At 69.5% G+C, this 26,211-nt stretch carries 25 protein-coding genes and 1 riboswitch; of the genes, 13 read left to right on the top strand and 12 right to left on the bottom strand.

The features are described 5' to 3' along the window. Positions 1 to 7 precede the first annotated feature (7 nt). The 4 genes from def (at position 8) to OHA58_RS11615 (ending at position 3,922) form a co-directional block, all read left to right on the top strand. Positions 8 to 658 (top strand): peptide deformylase, encoded by a 651-nt coding sequence (gene def / locus OHA58_RS11630; RefSeq protein WP_116510169.1) that lies wholly within the window; start codon positions 8 to 10, stop codon positions 656 to 658. 322 nt (positions 659 to 980) lie between these two features. Then, entirely contained in the window at positions 981 to 2,087 is a 1,107-nt protein-coding gene (cyc1, locus tag OHA58_RS11625) for an epi-isozizaene synthase (RefSeq protein ID WP_405484914.1), read from the top strand. Further along, positions 2,084 to 3,460 carry a cytochrome P450 gene (locus OHA58_RS11620; protein WP_405478635.1) on the top strand — a complete coding sequence of 459 codons (1,377 nt, stop codon included), beginning with the start codon at positions 2,084 to 2,086 and terminating at the stop codon, positions 3,458 to 3,460. The genes cyc1 and OHA58_RS11620 overlap by 4 nt, the downstream gene beginning before the upstream one ends. 84 nt (positions 3,461 to 3,544) lie before the next feature. Next, on the top strand, positions 3,545 to 3,922 hold the full coding sequence (locus tag OHA58_RS11615) for a hypothetical protein (RefSeq protein WP_405478634.1): 378 nt from the start codon (positions 3,545 to 3,547) through the stop codon (positions 3,920 to 3,922). Here the strand turns inward: OHA58_RS11615 and OHA58_RS11610 are convergent. Beyond that, a complete protein-coding gene (locus OHA58_RS11610; protein ID WP_405478633.1) occupies positions 3,888 to 4,874 on the bottom strand; it encodes a helix-turn-helix domain-containing protein in 987 nt (328 codons plus the stop codon). The genes OHA58_RS11615 and OHA58_RS11610 overlap by 35 nt on opposite strands. Positions 4,875 to 4,968: 94 nt before the next feature. Here OHA58_RS11610 and OHA58_RS11605 point away from each other — a divergent pair, with 94 nt between their 5' ends. After that, complete coding sequence (locus tag OHA58_RS11605; RefSeq protein WP_405478632.1) at positions 4,969 to 5,136, top strand: hypothetical protein; 168 nt, start codon at positions 4,969 to 4,971, stop codon at positions 5,134 to 5,136. 10 nt (positions 5,137 to 5,146) lie between these two features. Here OHA58_RS11605 and OHA58_RS11600 read toward each other — a convergent pair whose 3' ends face one another. The 5 genes from OHA58_RS11600 to OHA58_RS11580 all read right to left on the bottom strand — a co-directional run bounded on the left by OHA58_RS11600 (position 5,147) and on the right by OHA58_RS11580 (position 11,957). Then, the gene (locus OHA58_RS11600; RefSeq protein WP_405478631.1) at positions 5,147 to 6,172 is read right to left on the bottom strand and encodes a ribonucleotide-diphosphate reductase subunit beta; all 1,026 of its coding nucleotides are present in this window, start codon (positions 6,170 to 6,172) and stop codon (positions 5,147 to 5,149) included. Further along, complete coding sequence (locus tag OHA58_RS11595; RefSeq protein WP_405478630.1) at positions 6,172 to 8,568, bottom strand: ribonucleoside-diphosphate reductase subunit alpha; 2,397 nt, start codon at positions 8,566 to 8,568, stop codon at positions 6,172 to 6,174. The genes OHA58_RS11600 and OHA58_RS11595 overlap by 1 nt, the downstream gene beginning before the upstream one ends. 138 nt (positions 8,569 to 8,706) lie before the next feature. Further along, positions 8,707 to 8,777, bottom strand: a riboswitch (cobalamin riboswitch). 334 nt (positions 8,778 to 9,111) lie between these two features. Next, the gene (mctP, locus tag OHA58_RS11590) at positions 9,112 to 10,743 is read right to left on the bottom strand and encodes a monocarboxylate uptake permease MctP (protein WP_405478629.1); all 1,632 of its coding nucleotides are present in this window, start codon (positions 10,741 to 10,743) and stop codon (positions 9,112 to 9,114) included. Continuing rightward, positions 10,740 to 10,994 (bottom strand): DUF3311 domain-containing protein, encoded by a 255-nt coding sequence (locus OHA58_RS11585; RefSeq protein WP_405478628.1) that lies wholly within the window; start codon positions 10,992 to 10,994, stop codon positions 10,740 to 10,742. Before OHA58_RS11585 ends, mctP begins: the two co-directional genes overlap by 4 nt. Before the next feature lie 174 nt (positions 10,995 to 11,168). Next, positions 11,169 to 11,957, bottom strand: coding sequence for a GntR family transcriptional regulator (locus tag OHA58_RS11580; RefSeq protein WP_116510148.1), 789 nt, complete (start codon positions 11,955 to 11,957; stop codon positions 11,169 to 11,171). Positions 11,958 to 12,260: 303 nt separating this feature from the next. Here OHA58_RS11580 and OHA58_RS11575 point away from each other — a divergent pair, with 303 nt between their 5' ends. The 4 genes from OHA58_RS11575 (at position 12,261) to OHA58_RS11560 (ending at position 16,960) form a co-directional block, all read left to right on the top strand. Then, entirely contained in the window at positions 12,261 to 13,541 is a 1,281-nt protein-coding gene (locus tag OHA58_RS11575; protein ID WP_405478627.1) for an extracellular solute-binding protein, read from the top strand. A 93-nt stretch (positions 13,542 to 13,634) separates the two neighbouring features. Beyond that, the gene (locus OHA58_RS11570) at positions 13,635 to 14,621 is read left to right on the top strand and encodes a carbohydrate ABC transporter permease (RefSeq protein WP_405478626.1); all 987 of its coding nucleotides are present in this window, start codon (positions 13,635 to 13,637) and stop codon (positions 14,619 to 14,621) included. Further along, complete coding sequence (locus OHA58_RS11565; protein ID WP_405478625.1) at positions 14,618 to 15,457, top strand: carbohydrate ABC transporter permease; 840 nt, start codon at positions 14,618 to 14,620, stop codon at positions 15,455 to 15,457. The genes OHA58_RS11570 and OHA58_RS11565 overlap by 4 nt, the downstream gene beginning before the upstream one ends. 9 nt (positions 15,458 to 15,466) lie before the next feature. Next, the gene (locus OHA58_RS11560; protein WP_405478624.1) at positions 15,467 to 16,960 is read left to right on the top strand and encodes a glycoside hydrolase family 3 protein; all 1,494 of its coding nucleotides are present in this window, start codon (positions 15,467 to 15,469) and stop codon (positions 16,958 to 16,960) included. A gap of 89 nt (positions 16,961 to 17,049) precedes the next feature. Here the strand turns inward: OHA58_RS11560 and nagB are convergent, their stop codons facing one another. Beyond that, positions 17,050 to 17,835: a glucosamine-6-phosphate deaminase gene (nagB, locus tag OHA58_RS11555; RefSeq protein ID WP_382603228.1), complete on the bottom strand. Its 786-nt coding sequence runs from the start codon at positions 17,833 to 17,835 to the stop codon at positions 17,050 to 17,052. Positions 17,836 to 18,107: 272 nt separating this feature from the next. On the opposite strand from nagB, the gene OHA58_RS11550 reads away from it, so the two are divergent. From OHA58_RS11550 to OHA58_RS11540, 3 genes are all read left to right on the top strand, one after another. Beyond that, positions 18,108 to 19,178 (top strand): SIS domain-containing protein, encoded by a 1,071-nt coding sequence (locus OHA58_RS11550; RefSeq protein WP_405478623.1) that lies wholly within the window; start codon positions 18,108 to 18,110, stop codon positions 19,176 to 19,178. 58 nt (positions 19,179 to 19,236) lie between these two features. Then, complete coding sequence (locus OHA58_RS11545) at positions 19,237 to 19,878, top strand: TetR/AcrR family transcriptional regulator (protein ID WP_405478622.1); 642 nt, start codon at positions 19,237 to 19,239, stop codon at positions 19,876 to 19,878. A 469-nt stretch (positions 19,879 to 20,347) separates the two neighbouring features. Further along, positions 20,348 to 21,814 (top strand): sensor histidine kinase, encoded by a 1,467-nt coding sequence (locus OHA58_RS11540; protein ID WP_165914730.1) that lies wholly within the window; start codon positions 20,348 to 20,350, stop codon positions 21,812 to 21,814. 223 nt (positions 21,815 to 22,037) lie between these two features. Here OHA58_RS11540 and OHA58_RS11535 read toward each other — a convergent pair whose 3' ends face one another. Together OHA58_RS11535 and OHA58_RS11530 are read right to left on the bottom strand one after the other, a co-directional pair. Continuing rightward, positions 22,038 to 22,295, bottom strand: coding sequence for a WhiB family transcriptional regulator (locus tag OHA58_RS11535; RefSeq protein ID WP_016639615.1), 258 nt, complete (start codon positions 22,293 to 22,295; stop codon positions 22,038 to 22,040). 317 nt (positions 22,296 to 22,612) lie between these two features. Then, positions 22,613 to 23,581: a diacylglycerol/lipid kinase family protein gene (locus OHA58_RS11530; protein WP_405478621.1), complete on the bottom strand. Its 969-nt coding sequence runs from the start codon at positions 23,579 to 23,581 to the stop codon at positions 22,613 to 22,615. 126 nt (positions 23,582 to 23,707) lie between these two features. On the opposite strand from OHA58_RS11530, the gene OHA58_RS11525 reads away from it, so the two are divergent. Further along, on the top strand, positions 23,708 to 24,175 hold the full coding sequence (locus OHA58_RS11525) for a hypothetical protein (protein ID WP_405478620.1): 468 nt from the start codon (positions 23,708 to 23,710) through the stop codon (positions 24,173 to 24,175). 47 nt (positions 24,176 to 24,222) lie between these two features. On the opposite strand, the gene OHA58_RS11520 is transcribed toward OHA58_RS11525, so the two are convergent. The 3 genes from OHA58_RS11520 to OHA58_RS11510 form a co-directional block, all read right to left on the bottom strand. Beyond that, a complete protein-coding gene (locus OHA58_RS11520; RefSeq protein WP_405478619.1) occupies positions 24,223 to 25,269 on the bottom strand; it encodes an RNA polymerase sigma factor SigF in 1,047 nt (348 codons plus the stop codon). Next, positions 25,266 to 25,679 (bottom strand): anti-sigma regulatory factor, encoded by a 414-nt coding sequence (locus OHA58_RS11515; RefSeq protein WP_100595936.1) that lies wholly within the window; start codon positions 25,677 to 25,679, stop codon positions 25,266 to 25,268. Before OHA58_RS11515 ends, OHA58_RS11520 begins: the two co-directional genes overlap by 4 nt. 256 nt (positions 25,680 to 25,935) lie before the next feature. After that, positions 25,936 to 26,196 (bottom strand): UBP-type zinc finger domain-containing protein, encoded by a 261-nt coding sequence (locus OHA58_RS11510; protein ID WP_405478618.1) that lies wholly within the window; start codon positions 26,194 to 26,196, stop codon positions 25,936 to 25,938. Between the last annotated feature and the right edge of the window lie 15 nt (positions 26,197 to 26,211).

Genomic DNA, 26,211 nt, shown 5'->3' with positions numbered 1-26,211 from the left:
GTCGGACATGGCGCAGCAGGACACCGAGCACGAGCACGCCGGAGTGCTCCCCGTGGACGACGAGGGCTTCGTCCTCGACACCGAGGACAACGCCGCCCGCGAGGAGGCCGCCGTCGCGCGCGGCACGTCGCGGCCGATCACCGTCGTCGGGAACCCCGTCCTGCACAAGGAGTGCAAGGACGTCACCGAGTTCGGCGACGAGCTCGCGCAGCTGGTCGACGACATGTTCGCCAGCCAGCGCACCGCGGAGGGCGTGGGCCTCGCCGCCAACCAGATCGGCGTCGACCTGAAGGTCTTCGTCTACGACTGCCCGGACGACGACGGTGCGCGCCACACCGGCGTGGTCTGCAACCCCGTGCTCCAGGAGCTGCCCGCGGACCAGCGCCGCCTCGACGACTCGAACGAGGGCTGCCTGTCCGTGCCGACGGCGTACGCGCCGCTCGCGCGTCCCGACTACGCGGTGGTGACCGGGCAGGACGAGAAGGGCAACCCGATCAAGGTCCGCGGCACCGGCTACTTCGCGCGCTGCCTCCAGCACGAGACGGACCATCTGTACGGGTACCTGTACATCGACCGCCTCTCCAAGCGCGAGCGCAAGGACGCCCTGAAGCAGATGGCCGAGGGCACCCCGCGCTACGAGGTCGTCCCCAACGACTGAGCGGGAAGGGCCCGTTGGGGCCCGAGCGCACCGAGTGACACACGAGCGGCGTCCGGCCGGATTTCCAACTGACCGGGCGCCGCTCGCGTGTTCGGGGCCCGGACCGCCCCGGCGGTCAGGTGTGCGAACCGGGCCGGCCGCAGATGATCCAGAATCAGTCACCTAAGGGGACTTTTCCGGCGCGTGGGGGTAGTGAGGGGAGCAAATCCGTTCCCAGAACGGTCAGTTGTAGTGCTGAATAGAAAGTGCGGGGATACGCAACGGCGCGCGCCCGGCACAGGACAGGGGCGCACGCCACCAGGCGGCTGAGAGGGGTTTGTTCGTGCCTGCTTTCTCACACAGCACTTCACGGACTCGGGTGCTGACACAGACACAGACACAGACGCAGACAGCGGTCCCACCGGCGCTGGCACTACCGGTGATCGAGGAGGCGTTTCCTCGCAACCTGCATCCGTATTGGCCAAAGCTTCAGGAGAAGACGCGGTCCTGGCTGCTCCAAAAGCGGCTCATGCCGGCCGACAAGGTGGAGAAATATGCCGATGGCCTTTGCTACACCGACCTCATGGCGGGCTACTACATAGGAGCCCCCGACGACCTCCTCTCCGCGATTTGCGACTACAGCGCGTGGTTCTTCGTCTGGGACGACCGCCACGACCGCGACGTGATCCACGGCCGGGCCGGTGCCTGGCAACGCCTCGCGGTCCAGCTCCACGCGGCACTCGAGGCGCCCCAGCTCCATCTGCACCACAAGGACCCGCTCGTGGCCGCGTTCGCCGACAGCATCGTCCGGCTGAACGGCTCCCTCACCCGTTCATGGAACGCCCGGTTCGCCCGCCACTTCCACGTGGTGATCGACGCATACGACCAGGAATTCCGGAACCGGACCTCGGGATCGGTGCCCACGGTCGAGGAGTACATCGAACTCCGAAGGAACACCTTCGCGCACTGGATATGGCTCGATCTCCTCGAGCCGACCGCGCAGTACGAGCTCCCGAAATGGGTGCTCGAAAGCCCCGCATACCGGCGGGCCGCGCTCGCGTGCCAGGATTTCGCGGCCTGGTACAACGACCTCTGCTCGCTGCCCAAGGAACTCGCGGGCGATGAACTCCACAACCTCGGGATAAGCCTCATCCAGCACGAGGGACTTTCCCTCGAAGAGGCCGTGGAAGAAGTCCGCCGAAGGGTCCGCGGATGCATTTCCGAATTCCTGGAAGCCGAGCCCGAAGTTCTGCGGATGGCGGACGAGGCGGCCGACGGGACTTTAGCGGGTGAGAGCCTCGCAGTGGCACTCAGGTCGTGCGTCTCCAATATGCGGAACTGGTTCAGTTCCGTGTACTGGTTCCACCACGAGTCGGGTCGCTATCAGGTGGACAGCTGGGACGACCGCGCCACTCCTCCGTACATCAGCGACCAGGCAGGTGACGAATGACCGTCGAATCGGCAGAATCCTCGGTTCCGGCCGTCGCGGAGCCCGGTGAGCGGCGCACACCGCCGTACGCCGGCGGCGGCGCGCCCCTTCTCGGGCACGCCTGGAACCTCGTGCGCGACCCCCTCGCCTTCGTCGCGGGACTGCGAGGCGACGGCGACCTGGTCCGCCTCAGGCTCGGCCCGAAGACGGCGTACGCGGTCTGCGACCCCGACCTCGTGGCCGCGCTCCTCAAGAGCCCCGACTACATGGTCGGCGGCCCCCTGTGGGAGACCCTCGGAGTCCTCCTCGGCAAGGGCGTGGCGACCAGCAACGGCCCCATGCACCGGCGCCAGCGGCGCACCATCCAGCCCGCGTTCAGGACCGACCGCATCGCCGACCACGCGACCGTGATGGAGGAGGAGGCGCGCGCCATGGCGGCGCGCTGGAAGCCCGGCGACACGGTCGACATCGGCGCCGAGGTGTTCCGCACCGCGGTCCGCATCGTCGCCCGCTCCGTCCTGCACGTCGACTCGGTCGACGAGCGCGCCGACCGGCTCGGCTCCTCGCTGCACACGGTCTTCAGCGGCCTGTACCGGCGCATGGTCCTGTCCGTCGGACCCTTCTACCGGCTGCCACTTCCGGCCAATCGCCGTTTCGAACGGGCGTTGGCCGATTTGCATCGGCTGGTGGACGAGATCATTGCCGAGCGTCGCGCATCCGGCGTCAATCCGGGTGATCTGCTCGCGGCATTGCTCGGCGCCGAGGACGAGAATGGCGAAACGGTCGGCGAGCAGGAGGTGCACGACCAAGTCGTCTCCCTCGTCGTGGCCGGCGCGGAGAATGTCGCGTCGACCCTCACGTGGACGTTCCAGCTCCTCGCGGAACACCCCGAGCAGGAAAGCCGGTTGCACGAGGAGGTTGAATCCGTGACGGATGGCCGCCCCGTCGCATTCGCCGACCTCAAGGGCCTAATCCACACGCGCAATGTCATCACGGAGGCGATGCGCATACGGCCCGCCGTATGGATATTGACGCGGCAGGCCGCCGTCGATACCGAGCTCGGCGGCTATCACATTCCGGCCGGTGCGGACATCGTCTACAGCCCGTATGCGATGCAGCGCGATCCGCGGTCCTTCCGTGACCATCTGGAGTTCGACCCCGACCGCTGGCTTCCGGAACGCGCCGCGGAAAGCCGGCAGAGCGCGATGATGCCGTTCAGCGTCGGCAACCGGAAGTGCCCCGGCGATCACTTCAGCATGGCCGAACTGGCCATCATCCTGGCCACGGTGACGCCCCGCTGGCGGCTGGTTCCGGTCGCGGAGACGGACAGCACGGCCCGCATCGGGATCACGCTCCAGCCCAAGCGGGCGCTGCTGCGGGTGGAGGCGCGCTGACCCGGAGACCCGGCTTTCCGGGGGCTGCTACCGGCCCCCGGAAAACCGGGAGCGGTACGTCAACGGGCTGCTGATACTGGCGCGATGAGCAGATACGTAGGGGTAGTGGTCATCGCCAGATGGGCTCAGGAGGTGATGGAGCCACTGACCCGTCCCGATGACGAGCGCGAGTGGCACCAGTGCTTCACCCCCGCCGAGGTGGGCATGTCGGACGCTTGGACCATCGAGTTCACGCGCCACAACTGGGATGGACTTCTCGCCCACCTGGAGTCCCTGCCCTGGCCGAACCCCGAGTCGGTGCAGGTGCTCATCGGCGGCGAGGACGACGATTGCTTCGGCCTGTGGATGATGTACGGCGGCAGGCTCGTCGAGGTCCCGCTGCCGCACACCCGGCGCGACCCTGACGGCCACGACGTCACCGGCTGGCTCACGCGGACCGACAGCTCGCCCGCGGAGCGCTGACGGCGGCGCGCACCCGGAACGTCCGCCGGAAGGCGTTCGGCGTCGTGCCCAGCGCCTTCATGAACTGATGCCGCATCGCCGCCGCGTTGCCGAAGCCGGTGCGGCCGGCGATCGACTCCACCGTCTCGTCCGTCTGCTCCAGCAACTCCTGGGCCAGCAGCACCCGTTGGCGAAGCAGCCAGCGGTACGGCGTCGTGCCCGTCTCCTGCTGGAAGCGGCGTGCGAAGGTGCGCGGCGACATATGGGCGCGCGCCGCGAGCTCCTCGACCGTGAGCGCCTCGTCCAGATGGGCCTCCATCCAGGCCAGTACGCCCCCCACGGTGTCGCAGGGAGTGACGGGGAGCGGCCGCTCCACGTACTGCGCCTGGCCGCCGTCGCGGTGCGGTGGGACCACCATGCGGCGGGCGATGGCGTTGGCGACCTCGGCGCCGTGCTCCGTGCGGACGATGTGCAGACAGGCGTCGATGCCGGCGGCGGTGCCCGCCGAGGTGATGACCGGCCCCTCGTCCACGTACAGGACGTCGGGGTCGACGCGGGTGCGCGGATACCGGACCGCGAGCTCGGCTGCGTAGCGCCAGTGCACCGCGCACCGCCGCCCGTCGAGCAGCCCGGCCGCGCCGAGCACGAAGACGCCCGAGCAGACGCTGAGCACCCGGGCGCCCCGGTCCACGGCCCGGCGCAGCGCGTCGAGAAGCTCGGGCGGATAGCTGTCCCGCATGCTCGCGGCCGGCACCGCGATGAGGTCGGCCTCCTCCAGGCGCTCCAGGCCGTGCGGCGTGGAGACGGTGAAGCCCGCGTGGGTCGAGAGGGTCGGCCCGTCGGCGGACGCCACCGCGAAGTCGTACACCGGCAGCCCCTCGTCCCCGCGGTCGAGGCCGAACACCTCGCAGACCACGCCGAGTTCGAAGGGGTGCACACCGTCGAGCAGCACTGCGGCCACGTTCTTCAGCATGGAGTCCAGTGTGCCGCAGAGTTGGCAGTAATTCGAGGGTCAGTGACAGTCCTGCCACTGCCGCGTGGGCCCGGGCGGCGGGAGAGTAGAGGACATGAACACAGCGATGAACTACCTCACCGTCCTGATCGTCTTCGTCCTCCTCGCCGCCCCGTCCCTCTACGGGATGGCCCACGACCGCCGGATCGACCGGGAGATCCGGCAGGCCCGGCGGAACGCCCCACACCCGTCCCGCCGAACCGATTTCACGACCGTCGCCTAGAGGCCCCGGCCTAGAAGTCCTCGTCGAACCCGACCGAGCCCTCGACCGCGACCTGGTACGCCGACGGCCTGCGCTCGAAGAAGTTCGTCAGCTCCTGGACGCCCTGGAGCTCCATGAAGGAGAAGGGGTTCTCCGAGCCGTAGACCGGGGCGAAGCCGAGGCGCTGGAGGCGCTGGTCGGCGACGCACTCCAGGTACTGGCGCATCGAGTCGGTGTTCATGCCGGGCAGGCCGTCACCGCACAGGTCGCGGCCGAACTGGAGCTCCGCCTCGACGGCCTCCCTCATCATGTCGGTGACCTGCCGCTGGAGTTCGTCGTCGAAGAGGTCCGGCTCCTCCTTGCGGACGGTGTCGACGACCTCGAACGCGAAGTTCATGTGCATGGTCTCGTCGCGGAACACCCAGTTGGTGCCGGTCGCCAGGCCGTGCAGCAGGCCGCGCGAGCGGAACCAGTAGACGTACGCGAAGGCGCCGTAGAAGAACAGGCCCTCGATGCAGGCCGCGAAGCAGATCAGGTTGAGCAGGAAGCGGCGGCGGTCGGCCTTCGTCTCCAGGCGCTCGATCTTCTCGACGGAGTCCATCCACTTGAAGCAGAACTGCGCCTTCTCGCGGATGGAGGGGATCTCCTCGACCGCGTCGAACGCGGCCGCCCGGTCCTCCGGGTTGGGCAGATACGTGTCCAGGAGCGTCAAGTAGAACTGGACGTGCACGGCCTCCTCGAACAGCTGGCGCGACAGGTACAGGCGCGCCTCGGGGGAGTTGATGTGCTTGTACAGCGTCAGGACCAGGTTGTTCGAGACGATCGAGTCACCCGTCGCGAAGAACGCGACCAGGCGGCCGATCATGTGCTGCTCGCCCGGCGACAGCTTCGCGAGGTCGGCGACGTCCGAGTGGAGGTCGACCTCCTCGACGGTCCAGGTGTTCTTGATCGCGTCCCGGTAGCGCTCGTAGAAGTCCGGGTAGCGCATGGGGCGCAGGGTCAGTTCGAAGCCCGGGTCGAGCAGGTTCTTCTCGGTCTTGTCGGTCGGGGTGGACATTACTGGCATGCCTCGCAGGACTCGGGGTTTTCGAGGGAGCAGGCGACGGCCTCGGGGTCGGCGGCCTGCTGTACGGGAATGGGGGCGGCGGACGCCGCGCGGGCGATCCGCGTCGCCGGGCGCGAGCGCAGGTAGTACGTCGTCTTCAGACCCGACTTCCAGGCGTACGCGTACATCGACGAGAGCTTGCCGATGGTGGGCGTCTCCAGGAACAGGTTCAGCGACTGCGCCTGGTCGAGGAACGGCGTACGGGCCGCCGCCATGTCGATGAGGCCGCGCTGCGGGATCTCCCACGCCGTGCGGTACAGCTCGCGCACCTCGGCCGGGATCCAGCCGAAGCCCTGCACGGAGCCGCTGGACTCGCGCAGCGCCTCGCGGGTCTGCGCGTCCCACACGCCGAGCCGCTTGAGCTCCTGGACCAGATAGGAGTTGACCTGGAGGAACTCGCCGGACAGTGTCTCGCGCTTGAACAGGTTGGAGACCTGCGGCTCGATGCACTCGTAGACGCCCGCGATGGAGGCGATCGTGGCGGTGGGCGCGATGGCGAGGAGCAGGGAGTTGCGCATGCCGGTGGCGGCGATGCGCTCGCGCAGCGCGGCCCAGCGCTCCGGCCAGGTCAGCTCGACGCCGTAGTGGTCGGGGTGCAGCACACCGCGCGCGGTGCGGGTCTTCTCCCAGGCGGGGAGCGGGCCGTTGCGCTCGGCGAGGTCGGCGGACGCCTCGTACGCGGCGAGCATGATGCGCTCGGCGATCCGCGTGGACAGGGCCTTCGCCTCGGGGGAGTCGAAGGGCAGCTTCAGCTGGAAGAAGACGTCCTGGAGGCCCATCGCGCCGAGGCCCACCGGGCGCCACTTGGCGTTGGAGCGGCCGGCCTGCTCGCTCGGGTAGAAGTTGATGTCGACGACGCGGTCGAGGAACGTGACGGCCGTGCGGACGGTCTCGTCGAGGCGCTCCCAGTCGATCTCCCCGCCGCCGGCTCCCTGCCGCACGAAGGCGCCGAGGTTGACCGAGCCCAGGTTGCAGACCGCGGTCTCGCCGTCGTCCGTGACCTCGAGGATCTCGGTGCACAGGTTCGACGAGTGGACGACGTTGCCGCGCTCTGCCGTCTGGTTGGCGGTGCGGTTGGCGGCGTCCTTGAAGGTCAGCCAGCCGTTGCCGGTCTGCGCCAGGGTGCGCATCATGCGGCCGTACAGCTCGCGGGCCGGCATCGTCTTCTGCGCGAGCCCGGCGGCCTCCGCCGCGCGGTACGCGGTGTCGAACTCCTCGCCCCACAGGTCGACGAGGTCGGGCACGTCGGACGGCGAGAAGAGCGACCAGGTGCCGTCGTCGGCGACGCGGCGCATGAACTCGTCCGGGATCCAGTGCGCGAGGTTGAGGTTGTGGGTGCGCCGGGCGTCCTCGCCGGTGTTGTCCCGCAGCTCCAGGAACTCCTCGATGTCGGAGTGCCACGTCTCCAGGTAGACGGCCGCGGCGCCCTTGCGCCGGCCGCCCTGGTTCACGGCCGCGACGGACGCGTCGAGGGTCTTCAGGAACGGCACGATGCCGTTGGAGTGCCCGTTCGTACCGCGGATCAGCGAACCGCGCGAGCGGATCCGCGAGTACGAGAGTCCGATGCCGCCCGCGTGCTTGGAGAGCCGCGCGACCTGGTGGTAGCGGTCGTAGATGGAGTCCAGCTCGTCGAGGGGCGAGTCGAGGAGGTAGCAGGACGACATCTGCGGGTGGCGGGTGCCGGAGTTGAAGAGCGTCGGTGACGACGGCAGATAGTCGAGGCGGCTCATCAGGCGGTACAGGGAGGCGACTTCGTCGAGCGCGCGGACCGAGGCGTCCTCGGCGAGGCCGCATGCGACGCGCAGCATGAAGTGCTGCGGGGTCTCGACGACCTGCCGGGTGATCGGGTGGCGCAGCAGATAGCGGCTGTGCAGGGTGCGCAGTCCGAAGTAGCCGAAGCGGTCGTCGGCGCCCTCGGTGACGGAGGCGGTGACGAGCGCGTCGAGGCGCTCGGCGTGCAGCGTCACGAAGTCGTACGTACGGTCGGCGATCAGGCCCTCGCGGTGGCCCACCGCGACGGACTCGGAGAACGAGGTGACGCCCTGCGACGCGGCCTCGTCGGCGATGCTGATCGTCAGGAGCCTGGCGGCGAGACGCGAGTACGCCGGGTCGTCGGAGATGAGGCCTGCGGCGGCCTCGGTGGCGAGGGAGCGCAGTTCGGCGGTGACGCCGGAGTCCGCCACCGCGGACCTGCCGCGCAGCGCGGCGGCGGCGACCTTGCCCGGGTCGGTGTCCGGGAGGTCGGCGGTCAGTTCGGTCAGGGTGCGCAGCAGCGCGGTTCCCGGAGCGTCGTGCTGCTCGGGGTTCCCTGCCAGCTCTGAGGCCGGTTCGGCGGGCGCGATGGTCACGTGGGGCTCTCCCTCGCTCGGCTCTGGGCCTGACGGGGAGGAGGGCACGGGGGCATGGCGGGGCCCGCGTCACCGGCCCACTCCACGAGACCCGGACGTCGTCATCCCGGGCCGGACGGCTCGGGCAGGCTGTCGACAGGTCTTCGGACTCTCGTATGCGTGCATACGTACACCGTTGCGGGACAGTTCCGGAATTGCACCGGATTCCCCTGCGGGACAGCGAGCACGAGCATACATCTTGTGCCGGCCTTGGATGACAGCCCCACATCTTGTGTCGACCAGGGTTGCGGCCGAACTGGTGGCCTAGCAGGGGGAAGTGCGGGTGCGAGGCCGGGGAGCGGGCTGTGCCGCCGTACTGCTGATGCTGCTCGCCGGGTGCGGGAACGGCGGGACGGTGGGGACGGGGAGTCCGGGCAGCGGGGCGAGGGTGGGAGCAAGAAGCCGTCGGCAAGGGCCTCTACGGAGCCTCGTGAACCCCCGAGTACGGCAACGGGCCGCCGGAGGGATCCGGCGGCCCGTTGCCGTACTCGGGGGGAAGTCGGGTCAGTGCCCGCCGGTTCCCGCCGTCGCCTCCGGCAGCTTCTTCAGGACGCCCGGGTCGCCGGCGTCCGCCGTGTAGTCCGCCGCGGACGTCTCGTCGACGCCCTCAGGGGCCTTCAGCGCCTTCAGGACGAAGGTGAGGACCACCGTGACCACCACGTTCATGACGAACGCCGTGAGGCCGATGTAGCCGATCTCGCCGATGCCCGGGATCTCCTTGGCGCTGCCGCCGAAGTGCTTCTGCGTCGGCGACGCGACCCCGTACGCGGCGAGCGTGCCGTAGACCATGCCGACCGCCCAGCCGGCGAGCAGCGCCCAGCGGTGGAACCAGCGCGTGAACAGGCCGCCGACGAGGGCCGGCATGGTCTGGAGGATCCAGATGCCGCCCAGGAGCTGGAAGTTGATCGCGACGGTCTTGTCCATGGTGAGGACGAAGGCGAGCGCGCCGACCTTCACGAGCAGCGACACCAGCTTGGAGACCTTGGTCTCCTGCTCGGGCGTCGCGTCCGGCTTGATGAAGTCCTTGTAGATGTTGCGCGTGAACAGGTTCGCCGCGGCGATGGACATGATCGCGGCGGGCACGAGCGCGCCGATGCCGATGGCCGCGAACGCGACGCCCGTGAACCAGTCGGGGAACATGTTCTCGAACAGCTGCGGGATCGCCAGCTGCCCGTTCTGCACCTTGATCCCGGCCGCGATCGCCATGAAGCCGAGCAGCGCGAGCAGGCCCAGCATCAGGGAGTACAGGGGCAGGATGGTGGTGTTGCGGCGGATCACGTTGCGGCTGCGCGAGGACAGCGTCGCCGTGATCGAGTGCGGGTACATGAAGAGCGCCAGCGCCGAGCCGAGGGCCAGCGTCGCGTACGTCCACTGCCCGGCCGGTGCCGGGGCGAGCGATCCGACCGGCTTGCCCGTCGCCGGGTTGGGCGTCGCGAACTTCTCGTTCGCCGCGTGGAAGATGGCGTCGAAGCCGCCCAGCTTGATCGGGATGTAGATGATCGCGACGGCGATGACGAGGTAGATCAGGCCGTCCTTGACGAACGCGATCAGGGCGGGGGCGCGCAGACCCGACGAGTACGTGTACGCGGCGAGCACCGCGAACGCGATGAGCAGCGGCAGGTCCTTGATGAACCAGTTGGTCGACTCGTCGCCGCCGACGCCCATGACGTCCAGGACGGCCTGGATGCCGACGAGTTGGAGCGCGATGTACGGCATCGTGGCGAGGATGCCGGTGACGGCGACGGCGAGGGACAGGCCCTTGGAGCCGAAGCGGCCGCGCACGAAGTCGGAGGTCGTCACATAGCCGTGCTTGTGCGACACCGACCACAGACGCGGCAGGAAGGTGAAGATCAGCGGGTAGACGAGGATCGTGTAGGGCACGGCGAAGAAGCCGGAGGCACCGGCCGCGTAGATCGCCGCCGGGACGGCCACGAAGGTGTACGCGGTGTAGAGGTCGCCGCCGAGCAGGAACCAGGTGACCCAGGTGCCGAACGACCGTCCGCCCAGGCCCCATTCGTCGAGGCTCTGCTCGTTGTCGGACCTGCGCCAGCGCGCGGCCAGGAAGCCCATGACCGTGACGGCGATGAAGAAGAAGATGAAGACGCCGAGTGCGACGCCGTTGACTCCGCCGTTCATGCCTGCCCACCCGTCTTCCGGGCGCGCTGGTCACGCTGCCACAGCTTGTACGCGATCATCGTCAGCGCCGTGGAGATGACGACCCACAGCATCTGGTACCAGTAGAAGAACGGAATACCGATGAAGGCCGGGTCGACCTTCGCGTAGGAGCCGACCCAGAGCATCGCCACGAACGGCGCGACGAGGCACAGGGCAATGACCACTCGCACCGGTGTGACCACCGGCCGTTTCACTTCAGGCACATCCGACATACGGCGGTCCGTCCCCTCGCTGATCCCGCTTATCTCATGCTTAACGTGGCGGAAATCTAGGCGACGATCTCGTCGTATGGAACCCCCGTCCGGATAACGGACAATGTGTGGGCCGACATGCCGTTCATGTGCCGACTCGTCGGTCGGCACAAGCGGATTCGCGTACGACGCCCGTCAGTCCGTCGGACGCTTGAGGCGGGCCACGAACTTGTAGCGGTCGCCCCGGTACACCGAGCGCACCCACTCGACGGGCTGCCCCGTGCCGTCCAGGGAGTGCCGCGACAGCATCAGCATGGGCAGGCCCACGTCCGTGCCGAGCAGGCCCGCCTCGCGCGGGGTGGCCAGGGACGTCTCGATGGTCTCCTCGGCCTCGGCCAGGCGCACGCCGTAGACCTCGGCCAGCGCCGTGTACAGGGACGTGTACTTGACCAGGGAGCGGCGCAGCGCGGGGAAGCGCTTGGCCGACAGATGCGTCGTCTCGATGGCCATCGGCTCGCCGCTCGCGAGGCGGAGCCGCTCGATGCGCAGGACGCGGCCGCCCGCCGTGATGTCGAGGAGCCCGGCGAGGGTGTCGTCGGCGGTGACGTAGCCGATGTCCAGGAGCTGCGACGTGGGTTCCAGGCCCTGGGCGCGCATGTCCTCGGTGTACGAGGTCAGTTGCAGCGCCTGCGAGACCTTGGGCTTGGCGACGAACGTCCCCTTGCCCTGGATGCGCTCGAGCCGGCCCTCGACGACCAGTTCCTGAAGGGCCTGGCGCACGGTCGTGCGGGAGGTGTCGAACTCGGCGGCGAGGGTGCGCTCGGGCGGGACCGGGGTGCCCGGGGGCAGCGTCTCGGTCATGTCCAGCAAGTGCCGCTTCAGGCGGTAGTACTTGGGCACACGCGCGGTGCGGCCCGCTGCGGGTGCCTCCGCCGTCGTGGCGCCGCCCGCATCGGTTCCGCTGCTGCCCGCATGGGTGCCCATGGTCCGCCTTCCCGGCTCCTGTGGTGCTGCCGTCACCGGCTCCTCCGTCTGTCGCGGCTCACATCGTGGCACGGCCCTCCCTGGGGTAGCCGTGCTCCCTCAGGTGTCGGTCCGATAACGGACGTGACAGCCCTTCTTATACACCCTTGACACCCCTAAAGGTCTAGGCCAAGCTCCGGGTACTGGTCTACACCATTAAAGACCAGGTCCCAGTCCCACGTGCAGTACCACGTCGAGTTTGTTGTGTTCGTCGTATCCGTCGTCGTGGGCGGGGGGGTTGCTGGCATCCCTGAGGAGGGTGACGTGAAGCGCAGGCTCATTGCGGCTATCGGTGTCGCGGGCATGTTGGTTTCGATCGCGGCTTGTGGCAGTGGTGATGACGGCGGCAAGGACAAGAAGGCCGGCGCCGACGGCTACAAGGGCCAGACGCTGACCGTGTGGGCCATGGACGGCTCGACGCCGGACACCTGGCAGAAGGACGTCACGGCGGCCTTCGAGAAGAAGACCGGCGCGAAGCTGAAGATCGAGATCCAGCAGTGGAACGGCATCCAGCAGAAACTGACCACCGCCCTGTCCGAGGAGAACCCGCCGGACGTCTTCGAGGTCGGCAACACGCAGACCCCCGCCTACGCAAAGACCGGCGGCCTCGCCGACCTCTCCGACCTCAAGTCCTCGGTCGGCGCCGACTGGGCCGAGTCGATGAACAAGTCCGCGGTCTCGGACGGCAAGCAGTACGCCGCCCCGTGGTTCGTCGTGAACCGCGTCGTCATCTACAACAAGAAGATCTGGGCCGACGCCGGCATCAAGGACACCCCCAAGACGCGCGACGAGTTCTACAAGGACCTCGAGACCATCGGCAAGAAGACGGACGCCGAGCCGATCTACCTGCCCGGTCAGAACTGGTACCACTTCGTCGGCCTGACCATCGGTGAGGGCGCCGAACTCGTCAAGAAGGACGGCGACAAGTACGTCTCCAACCTGGGTGACCCCAAGGTCGCCGCCGCCATGGAGACGTACAAGAAGTTCCAGGCCCTGTCCAAGGCCCCCAAGGACAAGGACGAGGCCACCCCGCAGCAGGCCGAGGTCTTCGCCAAGGGCAAGACCGGCTCCTTCATCGGCATGGGCTGGGAGTCCGCCCTCGCCATCAAGGCCAACCCGAAGATCGAGAAGGAGATCGGCTACTTCACCGTCCCGGGTGCCACGGCCGACAAGCCCGAGGGTGTCTTCCTCGGCGGCTCCAACCTCGCCGTCGCCGCGGGCAGCAAGAAGCAGGACCTCGCCAAGGAGTTCCTGAAGCTCGCGCTCTCCGACAAGTTCGAGGGCCAGCTCGCCAAGGAAGGCGGCGTGATCCCCAACAAGGAGGCGCTGCAGTCCAACCTCAAGGGCAACGCGGCCGCCGAGGCCGCCGCTCCCGCCGCGGCCGGCGGCGGCACCACCCCGCTGATCCCGGAGTGGGCCCCGGTCGAGAACGCGCCCAACCCGATCAAGACCTACATGACCGCGGTGCTGAAGGGTAAGTCCCCGGCCGCCGCCGCCAAGCAGGTCGAGGCCGAGTTCAACAAGCGCCTCTCGCAGAAGCAGTAAGGCAGCAACAGGCCCCGCCGGGTCGGAGAGCTACACGCTCTCTCCGCCCCGGCGGGGTTAGGTCCTGTCAGGCCCAGAAAAGAGATGGCGAGCATGACCGTGCAGACCGAACGGCCGCCCTCCGGTCCGGCGGAGGTCCGACAAGCGGACGGCGGGGGATCCGGCGGACCGAGAAAGCAGGCCCGCGCACGGGCCGGGGCCCTCGCGCCCTATCTGCTGCTGTTTCCCGCGGTCGCGGCCACCGTGCTGCTCCTCGGCTGGCCGCTGCTCAAGGACGGGCTCCTGTCGTTCCAGAACCTCAACATGGGGCAGCTGATCCAGCATGTCACCGAGTGGAACGGCTTCGACAACTACCAAGAGGTGCTGGCCAGTTCCGACTTCTGGCGGGTGACCGGACGCTCCATCGTCTTCACCCTCGTCAACGCCGTCCTGATCATGGTGATCGGCACCCTCGTCGGCCTGCTCCTCGCCCGGCTCGGCAAGCGCATGCGTGTCCTGCTCCTCGTCGGGCTCGTGCTCGCCTGGGCGATGCCCGTCGTCGCCGCGACCACCGTCTACCAGTGGCTGTTCGCGGAGCGATTCGGTGTCGTCAACTGGGTCCTCGACAAGCTCGGCTGGCACTCCATGGCCGACTACAGCTGGACCGGCAGCCAGATGTCGACGTTCTTCGTCGTCACCGTGCTGATCGTCTGGATGTCGATCCCGTTCGTCGCGATCAACCTCTACGCCGCGACGACCACCATCCCCAAGGAGCTCTACGAAGCCGCGTCCCTCGACGGCGCCGGCCCCTGGAAGAGCTTCCTCTCGGTCACCCTGCCGTATCTGCGGCCCTTCCTCTACGCGACGACGTTCCTCGAGATCATCTGGGTCTTCAAGGCATTCGTCCAGGTCTTCACGATCAACGGCGGCGGCCCCGACCGGCTCACGGAGATCCTGCCCGTGTACGCGTACATCGAGGGCGTCGGCAACCAGCACTTCGGCATGGGCGCGGCGATCGCCGTCCTGACGATCCTGATCCTGCTCGTGCTGACCGCCTACTACCTCCGGATCGTGCTCAAGCAAGAGGAGGACGAGCTGTGAAGCGCTCTGCTTCGTCGACGTTCCGCCGGGCCTGGCCCAATGTGACGGCCGTGATCCTGTTCATCGGCTTCGTCTTCCCCGTCTACTGGATGTTCGCCACGGCGCTCAAGCCGACCGGCGACATCATCAGCGAGAACCCCGTCTGGTTCCCGACCGACATCACGTTCGAGCACTTCAGGACGGCGTTCGGCGCCGACAACTTCTGGACGCTGGTGCGCAACTCGGTCACCGTGACCGTGCTCGCCGTCGTCTTCTCGCTGGTCATCGGCCTGGCCGCGTCGTTCGCCCTCGCGCGGATGCGGTTCAAGGGCCGCCGCGGTTTCATCATCGGGTTCATGCTGGCCCAGATGGCGCCGTGGGAAGTCATGGTCATCGCGATCTACATGATCGTGCGCGACGCGTCGATGCTGAACAGCCTCGTCCCGCTGACCCTCTTCTACATGGTGATGATCCTGCCCTTCACCCTCCTCACGCTGCGCGGCTTCGTCGCCGCCGTGCCCAGGGAGCTGGAGGAGTCCGCGATGGTCGACGGCTGCACCCGCATGCAGGCCTTCCGCAGGGTGATCCTGCCGCTGCTCGCGCCCGGCCTGATGTCGACCTCGATGTTCGGCTTCATCACCGCCTGGAACGAGTTCCCGATGGTCCTCGTCCTCAACAAGTCGCCCGAGGCGCAGACGCTGCCGCTGTGGCTCTCCAGTTTCCAGACCGCCTTCGGCGACGACTGGGGTGCGACCATGGCCGCGTCCTCGCTCTTCGCGATCCCGATCCTGATCCTCTTCGTCTTCCTGCAGCGCAGGGCCGTCAGCGGCCTCACCGACGGCGCCGTGAAGGGATAACACCGCCAGATGACGACACTCACCGCACGCGGCACCGACACCCTCACCCGTGACGCGCTCACCGTCCTCCAGCCCGGCTTCACCGGCACCAGCGCCCCCGACTGGCTGCTGCGCCGGCTCGGCGAAGGCCTCGCCTCCGTCGGCCTGTTCGGCCGCAACATCGCCTCGCCCGAGCAACTCGCCGCCCTGACCGCCCAGTTGCGCGCCGAGCGCGACGACGTCCTGGTCGCCATCGACGAGGAGGGCGGTGACGTCACCCGCCTGGAGGTACGCTCCGGCTCCTCGTTCCCCGGCAACCACGCCCTGGGCGCCGTCGACGACGTGGAGCTCACCCGGTCCGTCGCCGCCGAACTCGGCCGCCGCCTCGCCGCCTGCGGCGTCAACCTCAACTGGGCCCCGTCCGCGGACGTCAACTCCAACCCGGCCAACCCCGTCATCGGCGTACGGTCCTTCGGCGCCGACACCGGCCTCGTCTCCCGCCACACCGCTGCCTACGTCACCGGGCTCCAGTCCGCGGGCGTCGCCGCCTGCACCAAGCACTTCCCGGGCCACGGCGACACCGCCGTCGACTCGCACCACGACATGCCCCGCATCGACGTGGGCCTCGACGTGCTCCACGAGCGTGAACTCGCGCCGTTCCGCGCGGCGATCGCGGCCGGCACGCGCGCGGTGATGAGCGCCCACATCCTCGTCCCCGCCCTGGACCCGGACCGCCCCGCCACCCTCTCGCGCCGCATCCTGACCGGCCTGCTCCGCGAGGAACTGGGTTACGAGGGGCTGATCGTCACCGACGGCATGGAGATGCAGGCCATCTCCGCCACGTACGGCATCGAGCGCGGCAGCGTCCTCGCCATCGCGGCCGGCGCCGACGCCATCTGTGTCGGCGGCGGGCTCGCCGACGACGACACGGTCCTGCGACTGCGCGACGCTCTCGTCGCCGCGGTGCACGCGGGCGACCTGCCCGAGGAGCGGCTCGCCGACGCCGCGGCCAGGGTGCGTTCGCTCGCCCGATGGACCTCGGAGCCGGGCGCGGCCGAGCACCCGGGGGGCGCGCCCGACTCCGGGATCGGACTGGTCGCGGCGCGGCGGGCGGTGACCGTCACGCGCGGTGAGCACGCGGCCCCCGTCACCGAGGCGCCGTACGTCGCCGCCTTCACGCCCGTCGCCAACATCGCGGTCGGCGACGAGACGCCGTGGGGCGTCGCCGCCGAACTGGAGCGGCTCCTGCCCGGCACGGAGACCGGCAGCTTCTCCGGCGCGGACGCGGGCGCCGCCGCCCTGGCCGCGGCGGGGGAGCGGCGCATCGTGGCCGTGGTCCGCGACGCCCACCGCCACGCGTGGATGGCTCAGTCGCTGGACACGCTCCTCGCGGCCCGCCCCGACACGGTCGTGGTCGAGATGGGCGTACCGCAGGCGCCGCCGCAGGGCGCCCTGCATGTGGCGACACACGGAGCGGCCCGGGTGTGCGGTCTGGCTGCCGCCGAGGCCATCACCGGTAAGTGACCTGCCCACAAACCACCGACGGCCCGCAGACGCACGAAAACGCCGGCCACCCCAACACGGGGTGGCCGGCACGCGAGTTCAGGTCGCCCCTACAGCCCCTGCCAAGCGGGCTTGTTCGCGTACGTGTGCCGGAAGTACTCGGAGAGCTTGAGCTTCGACGCCGCCCCCTCGTCGACGACAACCGTCGCGTGCGGGTGCAGCTGAAGCGCCGACGCCGGCACCACGGAGGCCACCGGCCCCTCGACGGTCGCGGCCACGGCGTCCGCCTTGCCCTCGCCGGTGGCGAGCAGCACCAGATGCCGCGCCTCCAGGATCGTGCCGATGCCCTGCGTGATGACGTGGCGCGGCACCTGGCCGAGGTCGCCGTCGAAGAAGCGCGCGTTGTCCGCGATGGTCTGCTGCGTCAGCGTCTTGATCCGCGTACGGGAGGCGATCGACGAGCACGGCTCGTTGAACCCGATGTGTCCATCGGTGCCGATGCCGAGCAGCTGGAGGTCCACACCGCCGGCGGCAGCGAGCGCCTTGTCGTACGCCTCGCAGGCCGCCTGCACGTCCTCGGCGCTGCCGTCGGGGCCCATGAAGGAGCCCTCGCTCAGGCCGAGCGGCTCGACGACCTCGCGCAGCACGGTCGCCCGGTAGGACTCGGGGTGTCCGGTCGGCAGTCCCACGTACTCGTCGAGCTGGGCGATACGGGCCTTCGACGCGTCGACCTCGCCGCCGCCGACCTTGGCCGCCAGCGCCTCGTAGATGGGCAGCGGGGTCGAGCCGGTGGCCACGCCGAGCAGGGCGTCGGGCTTGCGGCGCAGCAGCTGGGCCATCGCCTCGGCGATGAGCTCGCCGCCTGCCTTGGCGTCCGGGACGATCACAACTTCCACGCTGGGCCTGCCGATCTGGTCGAGGGTGTGATGCTGGGCGTGTGGTATAGACCAATCTAGCAGAGGCGGCCCGGCCGGTCACGGGGCGTACGCCCGCCGTCCGACCATGCTCGGCGCTCCCCGTGCCGACGGCACCTCGAAGCCGGCGCGCCCGAACCGACTCGGCCGGGCGCGCGCCCGCGTCAGCCGCCAGAGTGGAAGGAAGCGTGCACAGGAGGAGCCCGGCCGGCCCCGCCCGCCGCACCCGCGACCGCCCCTGTGGAGGAGTCCGCATGACCGCCACCCCATCGGCCCCGAAGAGCGAGCAGCCGGGCCGGATCATGGCCCGCGAGATGGCCGAGCAGCCCGCGGTGCTGCGCCGCCTCCTGGACGCCGGCGCTCCCCGCATCCACGAGGTGGCCCGCCTGATCGCGGCGCAGGCACCCCGCTTCGTCCTGCTCACCGCCCGCGGCACCTCCGACAACGCCGCCCTCTACGCGAAGTACCTGCTGGAGATCCAGCTCGGGATGCCCTGCGGCCTGGCCTCCATGTCCACCACGACGGCGTACGGCGCCCGGCCCGACCTGCGCGACGTCCTGGCCGTCACCGTCAGTCAGTCGGGCGGCTCGCCCGACCTGGTGGCCTCCACGAAGGCGGCCCGCGCGGCCGGCGCGATCACCCTCGCGGTGACCAACAACCCGGACTCGCCGCTCGCCGCCGTCTCCGAGTATCACATCGACATCATGGCGGGCCCCGAGAAGGCGCTCCCGGCCACGAAGACGTACACCGCGTCCCTGCTCGCGCTCTACCTCTTCGTCGAGGGCCTGCGCGGCGGCGACGGCTCGCCCGCCAGGGTGCTGCCCGGCCTCGCCCAGCAGCTCCTGGACCGCCAGGACGAGGTGCGCACCCTCGCCTCCCGCTACCGCTTCGCGGACCGCATGGTGATCACCTCGCGCGGCTACGGCTATCCGACCGCCAAGGAGGCCGCCCTCAAACTCATGGAGACCAGCTACATCCCGGCCCTGTCCTACTCCGGCGCCGACCTGCTGCACGGCCCCCTCGCCATGGTCGACAACATCTCGCCGGTCATCGCCGTCGTCACGGACGGCCAGGGCGGCAGCATGCTCCAGCCCGTGCTCGACCGGCTGCGCGGCCGCGGCGCCGACCTCGTCGTCATCGGCCCCAAGGCCCAGGTGGACCAGGCGTCGGCCGGGTTCGTCCTGCCGACCGAGGGCGTCGCGGAGGAGGTCCAGCCGGTCCTGGAGATCATCCCGCTCCAGCTCCTCGCGTACGAGGTCACCATCGCCCGCGGCCAGGACCCGGACGCCCCGAGGGCGCTGGCGAAGGTGACGGAGACGCACTGACTCCCAACCGTCTTCTCTAGCGCCCGCTCTTCTCTAGCGCCCGCTATAGAATTCGCGGATGGCGACCAAGCAGCGCGGACGGCCCCGCTCCTTCGACCGGGACGCCGCCCTGGAGAAGGCGATGCGCGCCTTCTGGGAACACGGCTACGAGGCGACGACGGTCGCCGACCTCACCCGGGCCATGGACATCGGCGCCCCCAGCCTCTACGCGGCTTTCGGCGACAAGAAGACGCTGTTCGACGAGGTCGTCAGGTTCTACAGCGCCGCGCACGCCTCGTTCGGGGAGCGCGCCTGCGCCGAGGAACCCACGGCCCGCGCCGCGCTGGCCCGCCTGCTCCACGAGGCCGCGGCCGCGTTCACGCGCCCCGGCCTGCCGCACGGCTGCCTGGTCGTCCACGCGGCGACCAACTGCACCACACCCGGGATCGAGGACGCCCTGCGCGGCCGGCGGCAGGCGGATATCGCCGCTTTCGAGACCCGAATCCGGGCGGGTATCGCGGAAGGGGAGCTTCCACCCGACACGGACGCGGCGGCTCTGGCACGCTATGTAGGGGCGGTCTTCCAGGGGATGTCCCAGCAGGCCCGCGACGGCGCGAGCCGGAGCGATCTCGAGTCACTCGCCGGCCTGGCGATGGCGGCCTGGCCCGCGGCCGTGAAAGCGGATACGAAGAGACAACAACAAACATCGTCCAACGCGTAGACATGACAGAATGGTCTAGTCCACAATGCGATGGTAAAGCCTCCGCCCTCCCCGCACAGGAGGACGGACCGAGGAGCCGGCGCTCTCTGCCCTGACTGCGGCGGGTCCTCACATGGCCGACGGGACCGCACACCCGACGGCTGTTGCAACTCCGGGCTGCGGTGCCGGGAGGGCTGAGGGTCCCTCCCAGGCGCCGCGGCCCGCGGGTGTCCCAGGGCCTGGCGTCACATTCCCGTCTGCCCGGCGGTGTCTGGCACGCACTCCCCCAAGCTCTCGGCTTCGCTCGAGCAGGGGGGACCCCCATGCGGCGTTGCCGCAAAGTCCTAGTAGCTCCGCTACGAGGACTCTCCGGCGCCTTGCGATCGCACGCACCAGACACCGCCGGGCCCGCCCTTCGGGCGGACGACGGGAATGTGACGCCAGGCCCTGGGGGCCGAACCCGCCAGGTACCCTCGGCTCCGTGCCCTCCATGAACGACCTCGTACGCCAGCACACGGCCCTCGGTGACTCCGACCTCGAGTGGCTGCATCTGCTGGTCTCGGAGTGGCAGCTGCTCTCCGACCTCTCCTTCGCCGACCTCGTGCTGTGGGTCCCCACGCTCGACGGCACCCGCTACGTCTCCGTGGCACAGATGCGGCCCAACACCGGCCCCACCTCGTACCAGGACGACATGGTCGGCCATCTCGTCCCGCGCGGCCGCCGCCCCCTCCTGGACGCCGCCCTCGACGAGGGCCGCATCGTCCGCGAGGGCGACCCCGAGTGGCGCGAGGAGGTCCCGGTACGGGTCGAGTCCATCCCCGTACGCAGGGAAGGGCGCGTCCTCGGCGTGATCGCCCGCAACACGAACCTGCTCACGGTCCGTACCCCCTCCCGCCTCGAACTGACCTATCTCCAGTCGGCCTCCGACCTCGCCCAGATGATCGCGGCCGGGTCCTTCCCGTTCCCGGGCCAGCAGGTCGACATGGACGCTTCCCCGCGCGTCGGCGACGGCCTCATCCGCCTCGACGCGGACGGAGTCGTCCAGTACGCGTCGCCGAACGCGCTCTCCGCGTACCACCGGCTCGGCTTCTCCGCCGACCTGGTCGGGCACCACCTCGGCCGGACGACGGCCGAGCTCGCCCCGTCGCGCGGCCCGGTGGACGAGGCGCTCGCCAAGGTGGCCAGCGGCTGGGCACCGCGCGAGTTCGAGATCGAGGGGGAGGAGGGGTCGATCCAGCTCCGCGCGATCCCCCTCAAGCCCAAGGGCACCCGCATCGGTTCCCTCGTCCTCCTGCGCGACGTCACCGAACTGCGCCGCCGCGAGCGGGAGTTGATCACCAAGGACGCGACCATCCGGGAGATCCACCACCGGGTGAAGAACAACCTCCAGACCGTCGCCGCCCTGCTGCGCCTCCAGGCCCGCCGCATCGACTCCGACAGCGGCCGCGAGGCCCTGGAGGAAGCGGTGCGCCGCGTCGGCTCCATCGCCATCGTCCACGAGACGCTCTCCCAGAACCTGGACGAGCGCGTGGAGTTCGACGAGATCGCCGACCGGGTGCTCGCCATGGTCGCGGAGATCTCACCGGGCGTGGTCACGGGCCGGCGCACCGGCCGCTTCGGCATCCTGGACGCCGAGGTCGCCACCCCGCTGTCGATGGTCCTCACCGAGGTCCTGCAGAACGCCCTGGAACACGGATTCCGTCAGGGCGACACCGGCACGGTCGAGGTCTCCGCGGTGCGCGGCGGCACCACCAAGGACGCCCGCCTGCTGATCACCGTCACCGACGACGGCGTGGGCCTGCCCGAGGGCTTCGACCCGAAGCGCGCCGGCAACCTGGGCCTGCAGATCGTACGCACCCTGGTCGAGGGCGAGTTGAGCGGATCGTTCGACATGGTCCCGGCACCCGGCCGCGGCACACGGGTCGTCCTCGACATCCCGGTGACCGCCGACAAGTAGCCGGCCCGGCGCCGGGGGCGCCGCGCCGGAAAACCGACACAGCCGCAAACGCCAGTGAGCCCCGGACCGTTGGGTCCGGGGCTCACTGTTCGCGTTGCCCGGGTCTACATCCCGGGCGGAGCCTGGGTGGAGCATCGGGGGTACTGCGCGCTGCGGCTCGGGGGCGGGAGTTGCGTACTCGCTGTACGCGCCGCCGGGCTCAGGCTCGTGGGGGGCGTGGGCGTCAGGCGCTGGCCTGGCGAGCACGGTTGCGGGCGGCGCGACGCTTCATTGCGCGGCGCTCGTCCTCGCTGAGGCCACCCCAGACGCCGGAGTCCTGGCCGGACTCGAGCGCCCACTGCAGGCACTGCTCCATGACGGGGCAGCGGCGGCAGACGGCCTTGGCTTCCTCGATCTGCAGCAGCGCAGGACCGGTGTTGCCGATGGGGAAGAAGAGCTCGGGGTCTTCCTCGCGGCAAACGGCGTTGTGACGCCAGTCCATGGCTGCTACCTCTCTGGTTATTACGTGCGGGTTGCTTGTGAATGTGAACGCTTTCACGAATCCCCCGACAACGGAAGGGACTTTCGTCACATCTGCGACGATGTCCTGTGTGTTGAGGAGGGGGTTCGGGCTCTCTGTGGGGCCGATGTTGCGGGCCGTCCCGAGCGCCATGTAGAGATTCGCAAACCTCGGCGGCGGATACAACCCCTTCAGGAAAGTTTTTTTTGATTCCTCGGTGTCGGCTAGGTCACAGCCGTACTTCCATGGGGTGGATCCTGGCCCAAACGTTCGAGATAAAGGACTTTGGGCTCTTCCACTCACACAATCACACGCAGTGCACGGCGTACGCCTGTGAACGTCACGCTCGTTCGCAGCCCCAGGTGGTCACCGTCCATCTGGAGGGGCAGGGGGACCTTCGATTGCAAGGTGAAGTCGGTCAGGTCGTGCAGGGTCACGGCGTTCTTCCCGTGGGGTCCCCGGTCGGGTGACGAGGTGAGCAACTGGGTGCCGTAACGGGCCACCGAAGGGGCGGACAATTTCTTGAGTCCGAGCACGTCAAGGCCGGTGTCGAAGGACGCCTGAGGGGACGCGTAGAGCGGCCTGTTCCCCAGATATGACCATGGGGAGGTATTGCAGACTATGGACAGGACCAGATCGGTGACGGGGTCCTCACCCGGCCGGTCCAGTGTGATCGCGCCGTGCCGGCGGTCGTGCTCGCCGAGGAACTGGCGTACGACCTGACGCAAATAGAGCGCGTGTGTCGATCGCTTTCCGCGTTCGCGCTGCTGTTCGACCCGGCCGATGACGCCTCCGTCGAACCCGAGACCGGCACAGAACGTGAACCACCGGGACGGGGCGGCCTCGTCCGCCGTGCCCGGCGTGCCGCCCGCGCGGCCGAGACCCACCGTGCGCTCCCGGCCCTCGCGCAGAGCGTCGAGCAGGGCGCCCGTCGCCTCCACCGCGTCGTTCGGCAGGCCGAGGGCGCGGGCGAAGACATTGGTGGAGCCGCCGGGGACGACGGCGAGGCGGGGGAGTCGGTCCGGGTTGGGGCCGTGGTGCAGCAGGCCGTTCACGACCTCGTTGACCGTGCCGTCGCCGCCGAGGGCCACGACCAGCTCGATGTCCTTGCTCTCCGCGGCCTGCCGGCCGAGGTCCCTGGCGTGCCCGCGGTACTCCGTGGTGATCGCCTCGAGCTTCATCTCGCTCGCGAGCGCGTGGATCAGTACGTCACGCGTGCGCGCACTGGTGGTGGTTGCCGCCGGATTGACCACAAGAAGTGCACGCATGCGAAGCAGGGTACCTACCGGGTGGTACTCGGCCCAGACCGAGGTAGGAGTCGGGTAAGAAACCGGGGTCCCGCGGGCCCCACCCGGGGCGGCCGGGAGATACGGGCCGAGGGCTACCCTGCTTGGGTGACCTCAGAGCAGAACCCCAGCCCCGAAGACGCCGCGACCATCGACGACGGCCCGCGCCCCGGGCGGCTGACCGCGGCCGCCGCGCTGGCCGGTCTCGAGGGGGCCGCCCTGCTCGTCGGCGGCGTCTCCATGCTCGTCATGGGCCTCGCGGGTCACCCCGACAACCCCGAGCAGGCCGTGACCGGCGGTGTCACGCTCGCCGTCCTCGCGCTGCTGCCGCTGATCGCGGCGCGCGGGCTGCTGAAGCGGCGCAGCTGGAGCCGGGGGCCCGCGATCATTACGCAGATCATGGCGCTGCCGGTCGCCTACACGCTGCTCCAGGCCGACAGCGTGATGATCCCGGGCGGGATCGCGCTCGCCGTCGTCGCGGTGACGGCGCTGGTGCTCCTGGTGAACCCGGCCACGACCCGGGCGCTCGGCATCACGACCCCGGGCGCCGCGGGCGACGTACCGGGCCAGAAGTAGCCGGCCCGTACGTCTCGGGTCTCACCTCGGGGCTCACTCCTCGGGGCTCACTCCTCGACGAGGAGCTTCTCGCGCAGCTGGGCCAGGGTGCGGGCCAGCAGGCGCGAGACGTGCATCTGGGAGATGCCGACCTCCTGCGCGATCTGCGACTGCGTCATGTTCCCGAAGAAGCGAAGAAGCAGGATCCGCTTCTCGCGCGGCGGCAGGTCCTCCAGGAGCGGCTTGAGGGACTCGCGGTACTCGACGCCCTCCAGCGCCTCGTCCTCGGATCCCAGTGTGTCCGCCACGGCAGGCGACTCGTCGTCCGTGTCCGGGACGTCCAGGGACAGCGTGGAGTACGCGTTGGCCGACTCCAGGCCTTCCAGGACCTCCTCCTCCGAGATCGCCAGCTTCTCGGCGAGCTCGTGGACCGTGGGGGAGCGGCCGTGCAGCTGGGACAGCTCGGCCGTCGCCGTCGTCAGCGCGAGACGCAACTCCTGAAGACGCCGCGGGACGCGCACCGCCCAGCCCTTGTCGCGGAAGTGCCGCTTGATCTCACCGACGACCGTCGGCGTCGCGTACGTGGAGAACTCCACGCCGCGCTCCGGGTCGAAGCGGTCCACCGACTTGATCAGGCCGATCGTGGCGACCTGGGTCAGGTCGTCGAGCGGCTCGCCGCGGTTGCGGAAGCGGCGGGCCAGGTGCTCGACGAGCGGCAGATGCATGCGGACCAGCTGATTGCGCAGGTCTGCGTACTCCGGGCTGCCGTCCGTCAGGGTGCGCAGCTCGACGAACATCAGCCGTGCGCCGCTGCGGTCCCGCGGATCGTGCGTGCGCTGCTGGTCACCGTGTCGCTCGTGCTCGCTCATCCATCCCGCCCGTCGCGCGTCCGGTCCTGCGGAGATCTTCTCCCCGCCGGCCGGCTCTGCCTGCTCCGACGCATCGGCCACCGCCGGCGGACCCGGCCGTTCGAGGTCCGCGGGGTCCTCCGGGTGCGGCCGGGCCTGCTGTTCGGGGATGCCGTCGGCAAGCCGCCGCATCCCGTCCCCGCCGTCGGCCGGGAGGTCCTGTGTGCCGTGCTTCTCGTCCCGCACCGGCCCGTCCCCGTTCGTCACGCCGGCCCGGGACCCGCGCCGCGCTGTTTGTAGAGGCTGATCGAGACGGTGTTGTCGTCGGCGACCGTGGAGTCCACCTTGCCCGCGAGGGCCGACAGCACAGTCCAGGCGAAGGTGTCGCGCTCCGGGGCACGGCCGTCGGTGGTGGGCGCCGAGACCGTCACCTCCAGCGAGTCGTCGACGAGCCGGAAGACGCAGCTGAGCACCGAGCCGGGCACGGCCTGCTGGAGCAGGATCGCGCACGCCTCGTCGACCGCGATGCGGAGGTCCTCGATCTCGTCGAGGGTGAAGTCCAAACGCGCCGCGAGGCCGGCCGTGGCCGTCCGCAGCACCGACAGGTAGGCACCCGCAGCCGGCAGCCGGACTTCTACGAAGTCCTGATTCCCGGGCTCGCCTGCGATCTGGGACACCCTCACCTCCATGGTGGTACAAGCACTTTCGGGCTCCGGAGGGTACGTCCCCCGGGTGACGCGCTATGTGTTCAGCGGTGACGCTACCGCGCGCCCAAGTCTTCTGTCCCGGGGACCCCCGGCCCGTTGGTGTCACTCATAGTAAGCCTATGAGTACGGACAGTGGCTAGAGGGTGTGCGGGCTCAATTGGAAAGAGCGGGCGCCGGGTTGACGTACCCAGGCCTCGCACGGTCGAACCGCAAACCGGCGCGGTCCTCAGACGAGCAGGCTGTCCACGAAGCACCAGCGCCAGCTCTCGCCGGGCTCGAACGTCCGGATCACCGCGTGGCCCGACTCCTTGAAGTGCTGCGTCGCGTGCTTCATGGGCGAGGAGTCGCAGCAGCCCACATGCCCGCATTCCAGACAGAGCCGCAGCTGCACCGGGTGGCTGCCGGCCGCGAGGCACTCCAGACAGGTGTCGCTCAGGGGCGCGGGTTCGGGGTGAGGCAGCGCGTCGACGTGCGGGCACTCGTTCATGATGGCCAGGTTACG

The organism is Streptomyces sp. NBC_00009 (genome assembly GCF_045040855.1).
Lineage (GTDB): Bacteria > Actinomycetota > Actinomycetes > Streptomycetales > Streptomycetaceae > Streptomyces > Streptomyces aureus.
Note: the sequence above shows the minus strand (reverse complement) of the source record. Positions and strands in the feature narration are given on the sequence as shown.